Here is a 13,563-nt window from a genome sequence, read left to right as displayed (position 1 = left end):
CGGTGCGGTGGGGGACGGGTCGCAGGGTCACGGTGATGCCTCCTCGTTCCGTTCCCGGAGCACGGGCGGACTCTCCGGGTGAACGCGATGGCGGCGGGACGATCGGCCGCACGCGCCGGTGCGGGCGCACCTCCGACTGTTACCGCTAACACACACAACCGTGCGCGCGGGACGGTCCAGGAGCGGCCGAGCACCCCATTCGTAGCGCCGCGGACCTGGACTGTCAACGACCGCACGAACCCGGACGTCCGGCGTGGCCGCATCCGGCCGGACGCGCACGCTCCGCCGTCCGCCAACACCTGTTAGCGGTAACAGTCCTAGTGGCGGCGGAAGGCCAGCAGAGCGATGTCGTCCCGCTTGCCCCGGCCGAACTCGTCCAGCAGCCGGTCGCAGAGGTCCTCCAGGTCGTCGTCGCGGGACACGGCCGAGCGCAGGACCTCCATGCCCTCGTCCAGGTCGATGCCGGACCGCTCCACCAACCCGTCGGTGGTCAGCACGACCAGGCTCCCCCGCGGCAGGTCGAACCGGGTCGCGGGAGGCCGCGACAGCCCGATGCCCAGCAGCGGTCCCAGCACGTCGAGGTAGCGGGTGCCGTCCTCGTCGGCGATCAGCGGCGGCACGTGCCCGGCGTTGGCCACGGTCATCGTCCCCTCGTCCAGGTCGACGAGCAGCAGACAGACGGTGGTCAGACCGCCCACGGGGTGGAACTGCTGGAGCATCACGTCCAGGTGCGTGAGGATCTCCGCGGGACCGTGTCCCTCCACGGCGTAGGCCCGCAGAGCGTGCCGCACCTCGCCCATGATCGTCGCCGCTTCGATGGAGTGCCCGCACACGTCGCCGATGGCGATGAGCAACCGCCCGTCCAGCTCCGCGACCTCGTAGAAGTCACCGCCGATCGCGGCGTTCGCGGACGCGGGCACGTAGCGCACCGCCATCGGCAACTCCGCCCGCTCGGGCAGGTGCCGCGGCAGCAGGCTGTGCTGGAGCGTCAGCGCCAGGTCGTGCTCCTCGGCGTAGGCGCGCAGGCCGTCCGCGGCCAGCGCCGCTGCCTGCCCCAGTTGCAGCAGCAGGTTGCGGTCGTCCGCCGTGGTCGCGGCGTTCGCGTCGACGGCGATGCACGTGGGCGGGCGACCGGGCTTGCCCCTGGCCACCACCACGGCCAGCGGGACGTCCGGGTTCCAGTCGGGCTCGTCCAGGACGACGACACCGGCGCCCTCGGCGGTGACGGACGACGCCACCACCTGGATCAGCGCGATCTGCTCGGTGCGCAGCGCCACCGCCTCGCCCACGGCCTCGACCCGGCCCACCCGCACGTCGCCCTGCGGGGTCAGCAGCAGCGCGGTCGCCGCGCCGTCGAGCACGTCGGCCGCGCCCGCCGCCGCGGCGGTGGCGAGCGCGTCGAAGGACGCGGCGGCGTTGATCGTGAGCGTCGCCCTGGTCAGGCGGGTGAGCCGATCGGCGAGACGTTCGGCCAGGGCGCGAGCGCGGTAGTAGCGCAGCGCGGCCTCGACGGTGGCGAGCAGCTCGCCGGGGTCGACGGGTTCGGTGAGGTAGGCGTCCGCGCCGCGGGTCAGTCCCGCGGTCTTGTCGTCGGGCTGCACGTAGGTGGCCGACACGTGGACGACCGGGACCGCGGCCGTGCGCGGCTCGGCCTTGATCCGCTCGCACACGTCGAAGCCGCTCATGTCCGGCAGGTGCACGTCCAGCACGACCAGGTCGACGTCCTGCTCGCCCAGCACCGTCAGCGCCTCGCCCCCGGTGACCGCCTCGACGACCTCGTGGCCGCTGCGCCGCAGCCAGCTGGAGATGATGTAGCGGCTGGCCTCCAGGTCGTCGACCACGAGAATCCTCGCGCCGGCGTTCGGCGCGGACGTCTGCGCAGCGATCGGGGAGTTCATCCGGACACCGTCCTTCGCACGGCCACGAGCGCTTCCCGGACGGCCTGCCGCACCGTCTCGGTCGAGATCTGCCGTCTGGGCAGCAGCGACGCCGCCAGACCGGACACGGTCAGGTGCAGGGCGGCCGACTCCGCGGTGCACACCACGACCGCGGGCACCGCGCTGAAGTTCGCGTCCCGGCGCAGCACCGACAGGATCTCGGCGCCGGTGACGAAGGGCGCGTCGGCGTCGAGGAAGACCAGGCCGGGACGTTCGGTGGTGGCCGCGGTGAGCCCGGTCCTGCCGTCCGCCGCCTCGACCACCACGTGGGCGAGGTCTCCGATCACGTCCTTCAGCAGCGCGCGCGACTCCTCGTTCCCGTCCACGAGCAGCGCGGTGCCGACCGGGGTCAGCGGGATGTCGTCCAGCGCGCCCACCGGGAGCCGCAGCGTCACCTCGGTGCCGCGCCCCGGCTCGCTGCGCAGGGCGAGGTCACCGCCGAGGATGCGGGCGAGCTTGCGCGCGTAGGACAGCCCGAGTCCCGTTCCGCCCGCTCCGACCTGCAACGCGCCGGGCACCTGGTGGAACTCCTCGAACACCCGGTCCTGCTGGTCGGCCGGGATGCCGATGCCGGTGTCGGTGACCACGAAGTGCAGGTGCCTCCCGTCCTCGGCGAGGTGCACCGACAGGCGCACCTCTCCCCGCACGGTGAACTTGAGCCCGTTGGACAGCACGTTGCGCAGGATGCGCACGAGCATGGTCTCGTCGGTGACGAACGGGGGCAGCGCGGGGAGGTCGTCGGCGACGAGTTCGACCTCGCCCGAGCGGATCATCGGCTGCAGCGCGCCCCGCAGCTGCACGACGACGTAACCGAGGTCGACCGGCACCGGCTGGGGCCGCATGCTGCCCGACTCGGCCTTGGCCGTGTCCAGCAGCTCGTTGACCAGGGCCAGCAGCGTGGCGCCGGAGTCGTTGATCAGTTCGACCTGCCGGCGCTGGTCCGCGGTGAGCGGGTCGGCGCCCTGCGCGGCGAGGAGCCTGGTGAGCCCGACCACCGAGTTGACCGGTGTGCGCAGCTCGTGGCTGATGTTGGACCAGAAGCGGGTCCTGGCCTCGGCCGCCTCGCGCAGCTGCGTGGACTTCTCGTCCAGCTCCGCGTACAGCGCCACCACGCCGCGGTTGGTCTCCTCCAGCTCCTCGGACAGCTCCTTGTAGAGGGCGACCACCCCCCGGTTGGTCTCCTCCAGCTCGTCGTTGAGGCGCTCCAGCTCCCGGCCCTTCTGCTCCAGGGTCTCCAGGGTCTCCAGCAGTTCCTGGTTCTGCGCGCGCAGCTCGTCCAGAGCGGTGCTCCCGATCGGCGTTCCGAGTTCCCGGCGCACCCTGATCAGGTGCTCCGGCGACGGCGCGACGACACCGCCGGGCAGCCTCTTGACCAGGACGACGGTGCCGCCCTCGTCGCCCGCGGTGACGTGCACCTCGTCCAGGAGCCGGTCGGCGGTGTCCCAGCCGGGACCGGTGGTCCTCGCGGGGCCGCCGCGCCAGCTCAGCTCCACGACCAGCGCCACGCGGGGCGCGAGTCGCAGCGCGAACACGACCGCCGAGGTCAGGGACTGGCGGACCAGTTCGCGGCCCACGTCGCTGAGGGCCGTGGCCACCCGGATCTGGTCCTGGCCGTCGAAGCCGACCGCCGCGGCCACCTGCCGGCCGCGCTGGCGCACCAGGAACACGTCCGGCTCGCCGTGCACGGCGGTGCGCAGCAGTTCGTGGTGCGTCTCGCCGGTGGCCACGGTCACCACGGCTTGCCGACGAGGACGCAGGCGTCGTCCCTGCGCACGCCGGCGTCGCGCAGCAGGGTGGCCGCGATGAGCACCGGGGGGCCGTGGAGCAGGTCGTCGCCGCGGTCGATCGTCCACCGCTCGGTGAGTCCGTCGGAGTGCAGCACCACGACGGCGTCCTCCGGCAGCTCGTGGTCGAAGGCGCGGATGGTGCGGGCGTTGTGCCCGGCGACCCCCGGCACGGAGATCATCCCCCGCTTCTGCCCACCGCCGAGGATCGCGGCGGCGATGTTGCCGAGTCCCGCGAACCGGACCGTCCTGGCGGTCAGGTCGAGTTCGGCCACGGCGAGGGCGCCCCCTCTGGTGCCGCGCAGCACCTCGTGCAGACGGGCGACGGTCTCCTCGGGAGGGCCGGGACGCAGCTCGCAGAACGCCCGCACGGCCGCGCGGGAGGCCGACGCGGCCAGCGGACCGTGCCCGGAGCCGTCGCACATCATCAGCGACAGCCGTCCGGGGGCGCGCCGGACGGCGTAGGCGTCCCCGCAGACCTCCTCGCTGCCGATGGGGCGCGAGATGCCCGCCGCGACGTCCTCGGGGATCTCCTCCTGCGGCCGGTGCTGGGGGTGGAAGCGCGCCACGAGCGCCGTTCCCCGGCCGGGCCGGGACGTGATCGCGCTCGAATCGGCGAGGCGGGCGACGGCTCCGAGACCGATGCCGAGCGTGCCCGCGGTGGAGCTGCCGTCCTCGAGGGCGCGGGCGAGGTCGGCGATGCCGGGACCTCCGTCCACGGCGACGACCTCCACGGCGGCCTGGTCGGTGCCGCGCACGGACCGCACGAACACGAGTCCTCCGCGCGCGTGCTTGTGCAGGTTGGTGCCGATCTCGGTGACGGCCAGGCCGATCTCGGCGACCCGCGTGGCGGGGAACCCGAGCCTCTCGGCCAGCGAGGAGACGGCGCGGCGGGCGCGGCCGACCTCGACCGCCTCCTCGACCCGGACGACGGTCACCTCCTCGACCATCGGCAGGCAGGTGAAGCCGCTCAGCGCTTCCACTTGACCACCGTGACGCTGGTGCCGCGTCCCACCTCCGTGTCGAGGTCGAACTCGTCGACCAGCCGGCGCGCTCCGCTCAGGCCCAGTCCGAGCCCCTTGCCGCTGCTCCAGCCGTCGGCCAGCGCGAGCGAGACGTCGGGGATGCCCGGTCCCTCGTCGCGGAAGGACGCCCGGACCCCCCGGCGTCGGCCGTCGGCGACGATCTCGATGTGCGCCACGCCTCCGCCGCCGTAGATCAGGGTGTTGCGGGCGAGCTCGCTGGTCGCCGTCACGAGCTTGGTCTGGTCCACCAGCGACAGCGCGACCTGCTGGGCGTAGTTCCGCGCGAGCTGGCGGACTCGCACCACGTCACCGTCCTCGGTGATCGGCACCGTCCCCGACTCCTCGCTGGCGACGGTCACAGCAGGGCTCGGAGTGGGTCGGCGTCCTCGTCGGAGGACGGGCCCCTGCGTTGCTCGCCGAGGACCCGCAGGATCTTCATGCCGCGCTCCAGGTCCAGCGCGGTGCGCACCCCGCCGAGCGTCAGGCCGAGTTCGACGAGGGTGATCGCCACCGCGGGGCGCATGCCCACCACGACGGTGTCGGCGTCGAAGAGCTGGGAGATCGACGCGATGGTGGCGAACATCCGGCCGATGAAGGAGTCGACGATCTCCACCGCGGAGATGTCGATCACCACGCCGTGCGCCCCGGTGGTGCTGATCTTCTCCGCCAGGTCCTCCTGGAGGGCCAGCACGCTCTGGTCCTGGAGGTCGATCTGGATGGAGACGAGCAGGACACCACCGATCTTGAGAATCGGCACGCGTTCCATCAGACCGTCCTCCTCTCGGCTCTGCGCACGACGTCGATCCCCTCGCGGCGCAGCGCGTGGCGCAGGGCGTCCGCGAGGGACGACTTGGTGGTGATGTCCCCGAACTCGATGCCCAGGGCGACGATGGTCTGGGCGATCTGCGGCCGGATGCCGGAGATGGTGCACTCGGCCCCCATCAGGCGGGCGGCGACGACGGTCTTGAGCAGGTGCTGGGCCACCTGGGTGTCCACGGCGAGCACACCGGTGATGTCGATGATGGCGTGCTCGGAGCCGGTCTCCACGAGCGCTTCGAGCAGCTTCTCCATGACGACCTGGGTGCGCGCGGAGTCCAGGGTGCCGACGAGCGGCACCGCCAGCACGCCCTCCCAGAGCTTGACCACGGGGGTGGTCAGCTCCAGCAGCTGCTCCGACTGCTCCTGGATGATCTCCTCGCGGGCGCGGGCGTAGGTCTCGAAGGTCCACAGACCCAGCGCGTCCAGCAGCGTGGAGAACCTCATGAGCTCCCGGAACAGCTCGGGGTCCTCCTCCTGCTCGGTCAGTTCGAACACGATGCGCTTGAGCGCGAAGACGCTGGACGCGGTCTCCGAGGGCGTGAACCCCTGCCGGGCGCGGCTGCGGGAGAACTCCTCCAGCAGCGCCTTGATCTCGGCGTACTCGGCACCGGAGAGGTTCCGGCCGTCGCCGTCGGCCACCGGCAGCAGCGTGGCGAGGAACTCGCGGAACTCCGACTCCAGCTCGGCCCGCACCGACCGGCCGCGCAGCACGACGGCGGCCGACGTCACCCACTCCTCGATCAGGCGGTCGACGTTCTCCCGCAACAGCTCGGTCAAACGGTGAGCGTGCCCCGCTTCGGCAACCACTTGATCCTCCTCGTGACCTGCTTACCGCGCAGAGACTAATGGCGCGGCGGGGCCGCGGCGCACCCGACGGGGGTCCGCACGACGAGCGCGGCGGCCGTCACGTGCAGGGGAAAGCCCGTTTCGGCCGTCTCGTGCGGCGCGTCGCTCCTCCTGGCCGCCGTGCTCGCCGATCTCCCGTCGCGGGAGTTCGGGAGGAGTTCGCCGAAACGCGTCGACATTCCTGCCGACGAGTTCCTCCGGCGAACGGAACGCACCGTGCGGTGATCGCTCCATTCGGTGAGATGTTTCAACCGCCGCACGTCGCCCGTGGTGGTGATTGATTCGGCGCGCCGGACGTGAACGCGTCGTCGACGTGCGGAAGAAACTCCTGCGACCGGCGAACACCGGTGAGATCGTCGTGAGGAACACGTTCGCGTGAAGACGTGCCGTGCGGTTGAAGGGTGCTGCGGCATGGTGCATCTTTGCTCCTGTGGGCTCTTCGGCCGACACCGGAATTCGGTCTTCCGCCCACCCGCCGGGGTGCGGAACCGACGTCCTGACGGGGCCACGCGGCCGGTCGCCGTTCGTCGACCGGCCGTTCGGCGGAGCGCGACCCACCACGTCGGCCTCCCCGGCGCGACGCGGGAGCGGTCCCTCCGCGCACCGGGGCCCGCCACACGCACGTGTGTGGCGGGCCCCGTTCGGACGCGGCGCGGCCGAAAAGCGGCTCACCCCGGTCGGTTACGCCGTCTCCACTTTGCTCATGTCGTAGAACGCCACCTCACCGGTCTCGGGAAAGTGCACCACCGCGCAGTAGACCACCTTGCCGACGCCGAAGTTCTTGCTCTGCTGGAGGACCTCGCCGATGTCCGAACGCCCCGGCACCCGGACGCGTCTCGGTCGGTCGGACCGCTCGCCTGCAAATATCACGGTTCCTCATCTCTCGCAGCCCAGGTCTGCGACGGCACTCCGATGGTTCGCCACGACGGCCGGAAGTCCGCCACTCGCGGGGGAACGAGGAACAGCGAGCGACGAATTCTCCCGGGGATGGGAAGATCGCTCACGAGAGCGGGCACGTTACCGTCCGCGTACCGAATCGCCACCGGTCTCCGCCGAGTGCTGCGAATGCGTGCGCGCGGGCGGGCGAACGGCCGCCGCGACGTATCCGGCCGGGCGGATGGACACGCTCTCACCGCCGGGGTGACGCACACCCCGGCCGACGACCAGGAGGAGGAGCGTGGACGTGCCGACCGGTCCGAACGGCGCACCCGCGCCGGCGGTTCCCCGTCCGGGCGCGCTGCTCGGCCGCCACCCGCTGCCCGAGCGGTTCCGGCCGGAGGGCGCCGCGGAGGCGATCGCCGTGCTCTACCAGGGCGCCGGGTACGACGGGACGCGGCGCGCGGTCAGCGGCTCGGTGTTCCTGCCGGCCGGACCGCCACCGCCGGGCGGCTGGCAGGTGGTGAGCTACGCGCACGGCACCACGGGCCTGTCGGACCGCTGCGCCCCCTCGCGCACCGGGCTCACGCGGCTCGAACGCGAGCACGTGTCGCGGTGGCTGGCCGCGGGGTACGTGGTGGCGGTCACCGACTACGAGGGACTGGCCACCCCCGGACCCCACCCGTACTTCAACGGCGAGGCGGTCGCCGACGACGTGGTCGACGTCGTCCGCGCGACCCGCCGGCTCGACCCCCGGATCAGCCGGACGTGGCTCGTGGCGGGCTTCTCCCAGGGCGGGCACGCCGCGCTGTTCGTCGGCCTGCTGGCCCGCCGGTACGCGCCCGAGCTCGACTTCCGCGGCACGGTCGCCCTCGCGCCGCCGGTGCACCTGCCGCTGCTCGTCGAGGTCCTCACGGCGCGCGGTGACGCCCCGGTGTCCGTCCTCCTGCCGTTCCTGCTGGCCGGGCTGCGCACCTCGCACCCCGGCTTCGACGCGCGGCCGTTCCTGACCGCCACCGGCGACGACCTCGTGGAACTGGCGGCGACGGCACCGCTGGTCGACGTGTTCCGCGCGGCGGCCGGGCTCACCAACGACGACGCGGGCACCACGCTGCTGAGCACCCGCCCCGAGGTCGCGACGGTCCTGCGGGCCTGCCGGGTGCCGGTGGCACGGCTGGACCGGCCCCTGCTGGTCGTGGCGGGCACGGCCGACGAGATCGTGCCGGTGGAGGTCGTCGAGCGGTTCGTCGGCGACGTGCGCCGGGCCGGGACCGCCGTGCGCTTCACCCGCCACGACGGCGCCACCCACGCCGGAGTGCTCGGCGCGGGTCACGACGACGTGATCGCGTGGACCCGAGAGCTGCTCGCGGACGGCGTCCCGGCTCCGGAGGCCGTGCCCGGCCGGTTCGACCTGGTGGACGTGACGGGAGACGGGCACCTCACCCGCGACGACCACGAGGCGTTCGCGCTGCGGCTCGTGCAGGCGTTCGGCGAGCCGCCGGGCTCATCCGCGGCCGCGGCCGTGCGGGACGGGTACCGCGCGCTGTGGCGGGGCGTGACGGCCAGGGCCGACACCGACGAGGACGGCCGGGTCGACCAGGCGGAGTTCTCGCGGTGGCTCGACTCGGCGGCGGGCCACGACGACGGGTTCGACCAGGAGGTCCGCCCGCTCGCCGAGGCGGTGACCTCCCTGGCGGACGCCGACCGCGACGGTGTCCTGGCGGCGGAGGAGGTCGTCCGGCTGCTGCGCGCGTGCGACGTGCCCGGCGAGCGCGTCCCGGCCGTGCTGGACGCGCTCGACGCCGACCGGAGCGGGTCGGTGTCGGTCGCGGAGGTCGTGGCGACGGTCCGGGACTTCTGCCTGGCCCCCGCGCCCGGCAAGCCGGGGCACTGGCTGTTCGGACGGTTCTGACCACGTCCGGTGGGGTCCTCGCAGGACCACCGGGTACCGCGGCGGCCCGGCGGTCCGGCGAGGCGGTCCACCGGGCACGCCGGGATCAGGAAGCGGGGACTCCCACGGCTTCGAGGGCCTCGTCCACGGTGCTGTGCAGCGGCAGGAGGCGGTCCATCGCGGTGGACCGCAACGACAGCCGCACGCTGCGGCTGGCCACGACGTGGACGGGACGACCGCCGAGCGCGGCGCTCTCCTCGCGCATCTGCGCGAGCGCGGCTATGCCGGACGAGGCGAAGAACGTCACGCCGGACAGGTCGAGCACGAGTGCGTCCGCACCACTTCTCAGGATCTCCGAGGCTCTTGTCCGCAGTGCGTCGCTGTTGGACATGTCCACGTCACCGGCCACCGCCAGCACGGTGGCGCCGTCCCTGGTCTCGCTGCTCATCTGGGTCTCTGCGTCGTCGGGTGAAGTCACCGGAACATCATCGCCCATGACGTCACCACCGGCACGAAGCCGGTCAGTCGCGCAGACCGGTGCGCTCGGTGAACGCGTTGCCGAACTTGCCGGCCGGGTCCAGGTCGCGCGCGAGGGCCCCGAAGTCGGAGAGCCGCCCGAACAGGGAGTGCAGGTCGTCCGCCGATGTGGTGAAGACCTTCCCCCAGTGCGGCCTGGCCCGCAGCGGCGCGAGCCGCTCCTCCAGCAACCGCACCACCGGGAGGACGGCCGCGAAGTCGTCGATCCAGGTGAAGTGGAAGCTCACGCCGTCCCGGCGGTGGTAGGGGCTGACCCACAGCTCGTCGGCCGCCACGAGGCGGATCTCGGAGGTCTGGAGCACGGCGTGCACGTCGGCGCGGATCTCGTCGATCGCGCGCAGCGCCGCGACGGCGTCGCCGACGGCGACCGTGTACTCGGACTGGAGCTCGCGGCCGGCGCTGGGGGTGAAGTCGGGCCGGAAGTGCGGCAGGCGCTCGAACCACGGCCCCGGCACGCCCTGCTGCCGCGTGCAGCTCTCCGCGGGCTGGCCGGGCACCGGGTGCCGCTCGCCGTCGGCCGGGGCGGCGGTGAACCACGGCGCCTCGACCACGGCGTTCCGCGGCTCGTCGACGCGCTGCTTGACCCAGGCCTGGACGACGCGCGCCTCGGACCAGACGGTGAACAGCGACACGCTGTGCGCGCAGGACAGCAGCTCCACCAGGTGGTCGTGCAGCACGTCCAGCGGCAGGTCGTCGTACACCCGCTGGGTCATCTCGAACGAGGGCACCAGGTCCAGCACCAGGCCCGTGACGACGCCCAGCGCGCCCAGGTGGGCCGGCACGCCGTCGAAGCGCGGGTCGGAGCGGTCCAGCGTCAGCAGGTCGCCGTCCGCGGTGACCAGGTCGAGCCGGGAGACGCGGGTGGCGAGGTTGCCGTGCCCCGGACCGGAACCGTGGGTGGCGGTCGCGCAGGCCCCGGCGACCGAGATGTGCGGCAGCGACGCCAGAGCGGGCAGGGCGAAGCCCGCGGCGTCGATCCGGCGTGCCAGCTCCCCGAAGCGGACCCCCGCGGCGACGTGGACGGTCGAGGCGGCCGAGTCCACGTCCACGACCTGCGGCAGGCCGGTCAGCTCGACCAGCGCGCCCGGTGAGTCGGGGAGGTCGTTGAAGGAGTGGCCGCTGCCCACCGCGCGCAGCTTCGCCGTGCGCGCGACGACGGCTCGCAACTCGTCCAGCGAGGTCGGGCCGTGGATCTCCGTCGCGCCGTAGCCGATGTTGCCGGCCCAGTTCGTCCTCACCGTCGGCGTCCTCTCGGGCAGTGGTGCCGGACTGCTCGACCCTGCTCCCGCGCCGACCAGCACCGGCATTGTGCACGGGGTGCGGCCGGCGGGGGCCCGCTCGTGGGTGGGATCACGGCGGCAGCCGCAGCCGCACGATCCGCGCGTCGAGGTCCACGGTGGTGTGCGGCGGGGCGCCGTCGTCCGCGTCGTCGCGCCTCCTCCGCTCGGACTCGCGGTGCTCCAGCTCGTCCCGCTTGCCCGCGTACAGCGCGGCGCCCAGCTCCTCGAACCCGATGGCCGAGATCGGCGTGCTCGCACCGGTGCTGTCGCGACGCCAGGGCAGCCAGCTCCGCCGCCGCACCCACAGCCCGATCCGTTCGAGCGCGGCGAGGACGACGAGCAGACACACGAGCCCCGGCAGCGACACCGCGAACAACCATCCCACGCCCGGCCAACGCACGACCCGCCCACCGAGTTCCACGATTTCCCCACCACGGGCGAATCACCCCGGAGAAGAATGCTCCGCTGCTCCTTTCCGACGCACCGTGCTGCACCGTGCGGAACACGCGGCCAATGACCGGGGCACGCGTCCCCGGCGATCCGAGTGGATCACCCGATCGGGTGAGAAATAGAGAGACGAAAGCCTTCCGGATTCACCGTCGTCGCAGGTGCGCCGCGTGCCTGGCGGACGCCCGACCGACACGCAGGGCCGTTCTACCACGTCTCCCGACTGCTCCGAAGGCTGTAACGAGACATACCCGGTGCGCGACTCACCGAACAACAAGGGTGTCGCGGAACGAACTGCGAAAGGCGGGATCATGAGATTCACCGGTGATTCGTCAGAGCGACTGCGTCGGGTTCGCGTTCCGGGACGCTCCGACATCGGCGAGGTGCTCCAGCAGGACCAGTACTTCGGGGTGAGCAAGGTCGTCTACTGCGCGGTCGTGCACTTCCCGGAGACGGGCGAGGTCGCCTTCTACGACATGAGCAGGGTGGAGACGGCCTTCACCAGCAGGGAGGCCTGCTGACCCGTCCGCCCGCACCGGCCCGCCGAGAGCATCGGCGGGCCGGTGGCGCGAGCGCCGGTCTTGACGGAACGCAGTCGGGTGAGCATCATCGGTGACACGGGCATTGTTAGCGCTAACACCGGTTCTGTCCCGGCGGCGCCTGTTCAACGGAGAACTGATGACCGACCTCCCCCCGCGCCCCAGCAGGCGCACGTTCCTCCTCGGCGCGGCCGGTGCCGCCGCGATCACCGCTCTCCCGCTCACCACGGCACCGGCGAGCGCCGCCGCGCTCACCGGCAGCAACCCGCTGGTGCGGCAGCGCGCCGACCCGCACGTCTCCCGGCACACCGACGGCCTGTACTACATGACGGCCACCGTCCCGGAGTACGACCGGCTCGTCGTGCGCAGGGCGAGCACGCTCCAGGGCCTGTCCACGGCGGCGGAGTCGGTGATCTGGACCCGTCCCTCCTCCGGTGACACCGCTGGCCACGTCTGGGCTCCCGAACTGCACTTCCTCGACGGCCGCTGGCACCTCTACTTCTCCGTCGGCACGTCCGCCGAGCCGTTCCGCCAGCGCATCCACGTGCTGCGCAGCTCCTCGGCCGACCCGCGCGACGCCGCGTGGACGATGCTCGGACGCGTCACCACGGCGTGGGACACCTTCTCCCTGGACGCCACGACGTTCACGCACGGCGGCGTGCGCTACCTCGCGTGGGCGCAGTCCGAGCCGGGCATCGCCACCAACAGCAACCTCTACCTCTCGCGGATGGCCTCGCCGACGACGCTGACCGGGCCGCAGACGCGGCTGACGGTGCCCACCCTCGACTGGGAGACGCGCGGCTACAAGGTCGCGGAGGGGCCGTCCGTGCTGATCCGCAACGGCCGGGTGTTCCTGACCTACTCGGCGAGCGCCACCGACGCCAACTACTGCCTGGGCATGCTGACGGCGAGCGCGTCGGCGAACCTGCTCGACGCCGCGTCGTGGACGAAGTCGCCGACGCCGGTGTTCACCTCCAGCGCCGCGACGAGCCAGTACGGACCGGGGCACAACGGCTTCACCACCGCGCCGGACGGCTCCGACGTGCTGATCTACCACGCGCGCGAGTACCGCGACATCACCGGCGACCCGCTGTTCGACCCGAACCGGCACACCCGCGCGCAGAAGCTGTACTACAACGCCGACGGCACGCCGAACTTCGGCATCCCGGTGCCCAACGGCCCGCTGCCGGTGCGGCTGCGCAGCGCGAACTTCTCCGACCGGTACGTGCGGCACTACGACCACCGGCTGCGGATCGACCCGGACGTGCGCGTGCTGGCCGACTCGCAGTTCCGGCTCGGCACCGGACTCGCCGGCGGCGGCACGGTGTCGCTGGAGTCGATCAACTTCCCCGGCCGGTACGTGCGCGCCCGCGCCGACGGCACGGTGCACCTCGACGCGACCGACGGCACGTCCGCCTTCGCCGGGCAGGCGAGCTTCCGGCAGCGCGCGCCGCTCACGGGCTCGGCGGGCGTGTCGTTCGAGTCCGCGGACCGCGCCGGTCAGCACCTGCGGCACCAGAACTTCCTGCTGACCCTGGGCGCCGCGAGCAGCGGAGCCGACGCCGTGTTCGTCCTCGACTGA

At 72.6% G+C, this 13,563-nt stretch carries 13 protein-coding genes; 3 read left to right on the top strand and 10 right to left on the bottom strand.

From position 1 onward, the window contains the following. Positions 1 to 317: 317 nt before the first annotated feature. The 7 genes from IMZ35_RS17635 to IMZ35_RS17605 all read right to left on the bottom strand — a co-directional run bounded on the left by IMZ35_RS17635 (position 318) and on the right by IMZ35_RS17605 (position 7,236). Positions 318 to 1,898 (bottom strand): fused response regulator/phosphatase, encoded by a 1,581-nt coding sequence (locus IMZ35_RS17635; RefSeq protein WP_199442187.1) that lies wholly within the window; start codon positions 1,896 to 1,898, stop codon positions 318 to 320. Then, positions 1,895 to 3,664 carry an ATP-binding protein gene (locus IMZ35_RS17630; protein WP_307868295.1) on the bottom strand — a complete coding sequence of 590 codons (1,770 nt, stop codon included), beginning with the start codon at positions 3,662 to 3,664 and terminating at the stop codon, positions 1,895 to 1,897. Before IMZ35_RS17630 ends, IMZ35_RS17635 begins: the two co-directional genes overlap by 4 nt. Before the next feature lie 2 nt (positions 3,665 to 3,666). Next, a complete protein-coding gene (locus IMZ35_RS17625; RefSeq protein ID WP_307868293.1) occupies positions 3,667 to 4,704 on the bottom strand; it encodes an ATP-binding protein in 1,038 nt (345 codons plus the stop codon). Next, on the bottom strand, positions 4,692 to 5,075 hold the full coding sequence (locus IMZ35_RS17620) for an anti-sigma regulatory factor (RefSeq protein ID WP_307868291.1): 384 nt from the start codon (positions 5,073 to 5,075) through the stop codon (positions 4,692 to 4,694). Before IMZ35_RS17620 ends, IMZ35_RS17625 begins: the two co-directional genes overlap by 13 nt. A 26-nt stretch (positions 5,076 to 5,101) precedes the next feature. Beyond that, a complete protein-coding gene (locus IMZ35_RS17615) occupies positions 5,102 to 5,512 on the bottom strand; it encodes an STAS domain-containing protein (RefSeq protein ID WP_199442184.1) in 411 nt (136 codons plus the stop codon). Further along, on the bottom strand, positions 5,512 to 6,342 hold the full coding sequence (locus IMZ35_RS17610) for an STAS domain-containing protein (protein WP_229372294.1): 831 nt from the start codon (positions 6,340 to 6,342) through the stop codon (positions 5,512 to 5,514). Before IMZ35_RS17610 ends, IMZ35_RS17615 begins: the two co-directional genes overlap by 1 nt. A 750-nt stretch (positions 6,343 to 7,092) precedes the next feature. Further along, positions 7,093 to 7,236, bottom strand: a complete 144-nt coding sequence (locus IMZ35_RS17605) for a hypothetical protein (protein WP_199442182.1) — start codon at positions 7,234 to 7,236, stop codon at positions 7,093 to 7,095. A 358-nt stretch (positions 7,237 to 7,594) separates the two neighbouring features. Here IMZ35_RS17605 and IMZ35_RS17600 point away from each other — a divergent pair, with 358 nt between their 5' ends. Further along, a complete protein-coding gene (locus IMZ35_RS17600) occupies positions 7,595 to 9,199 on the top strand; it encodes a lipase family protein (protein ID WP_199442181.1) in 1,605 nt (534 codons plus the stop codon). An 85-nt stretch (positions 9,200 to 9,284) separates the two neighbouring features. Here the strand turns inward: IMZ35_RS17600 and IMZ35_RS17595 are convergent, their stop codons facing one another. The 3 genes from IMZ35_RS17595 to IMZ35_RS17585 all read right to left on the bottom strand — a co-directional run bounded on the left by IMZ35_RS17595 (position 9,285) and on the right by IMZ35_RS17585 (position 11,380). Further along, on the bottom strand, positions 9,285 to 9,656 hold the full coding sequence (locus IMZ35_RS17595; RefSeq protein WP_307868289.1) for an STAS domain-containing protein: 372 nt from the start codon (positions 9,654 to 9,656) through the stop codon (positions 9,285 to 9,287). Positions 9,657 to 9,699: 43 nt separating this feature from the next. Further along, positions 9,700 to 10,953 (bottom strand): FAD-binding protein, encoded by a 1,254-nt coding sequence (locus IMZ35_RS17590; RefSeq protein ID WP_307868288.1) that lies wholly within the window; start codon positions 10,951 to 10,953, stop codon positions 9,700 to 9,702. Positions 10,954 to 11,065: 112 nt separating this feature from the next. Beyond that, on the bottom strand, positions 11,066 to 11,380 hold the full coding sequence (locus IMZ35_RS17585; RefSeq protein WP_199442179.1) for a DUF6191 domain-containing protein: 315 nt from the start codon (positions 11,378 to 11,380) through the stop codon (positions 11,066 to 11,068). 445 nt (positions 11,381 to 11,825) lie between these two features. On the opposite strand from IMZ35_RS17585, the gene IMZ35_RS17580 reads away from it, so the two are divergent. Both IMZ35_RS17580 and IMZ35_RS17575 read left to right on the top strand, forming a co-directional pair. After that, a complete protein-coding gene (locus IMZ35_RS17580; protein WP_199442178.1) occupies positions 11,826 to 11,963 on the top strand; it encodes a hypothetical protein in 138 nt (45 codons plus the stop codon). Positions 11,964 to 12,120: 157 nt separating this feature from the next. Continuing rightward, entirely contained in the window at positions 12,121 to 13,563 is a 1,443-nt protein-coding gene (locus IMZ35_RS17575; protein ID WP_199442177.1) for a family 43 glycosylhydrolase, read from the top strand.

Origin of the sequence: Umezawaea beigongshangensis, assembly GCF_016464305.1 — a bacterium.
Taxonomy (GTDB): Bacteria; Actinomycetota; Actinomycetes; order Mycobacteriales; family Pseudonocardiaceae; genus Umezawaea_A; species Umezawaea_A beigongshangensis.
The sequence above is the reverse complement of the archived record's forward strand: the minus strand, read 5'-3'. Positions and strand labels throughout refer to the sequence as shown.

What these genes read in the sequence shown, in the direction of transcription:
- IMZ35_RS17615 (WP_199442184.1), bottom strand. Translation starts at nt 5,512, where the DNA reads ATGGAACGCGTGCCGATTCTCAAGATCGGTGGTGTCCTGCTCGTCTCC.
- IMZ35_RS17635 (WP_199442187.1), bottom strand. Translation starts at nt 1,898, where the DNA reads ATGAACTCCCCGATCGCTGCGCAGACGTCCGCGCCGAACGCCGGCGCG.
- IMZ35_RS17575 (WP_199442177.1), top strand. Translation starts at nt 12,121, where the DNA reads ATGACCGACCTCCCCCCGCGCCCCAGCAGGCGCACGTTCCTCCTCGGC.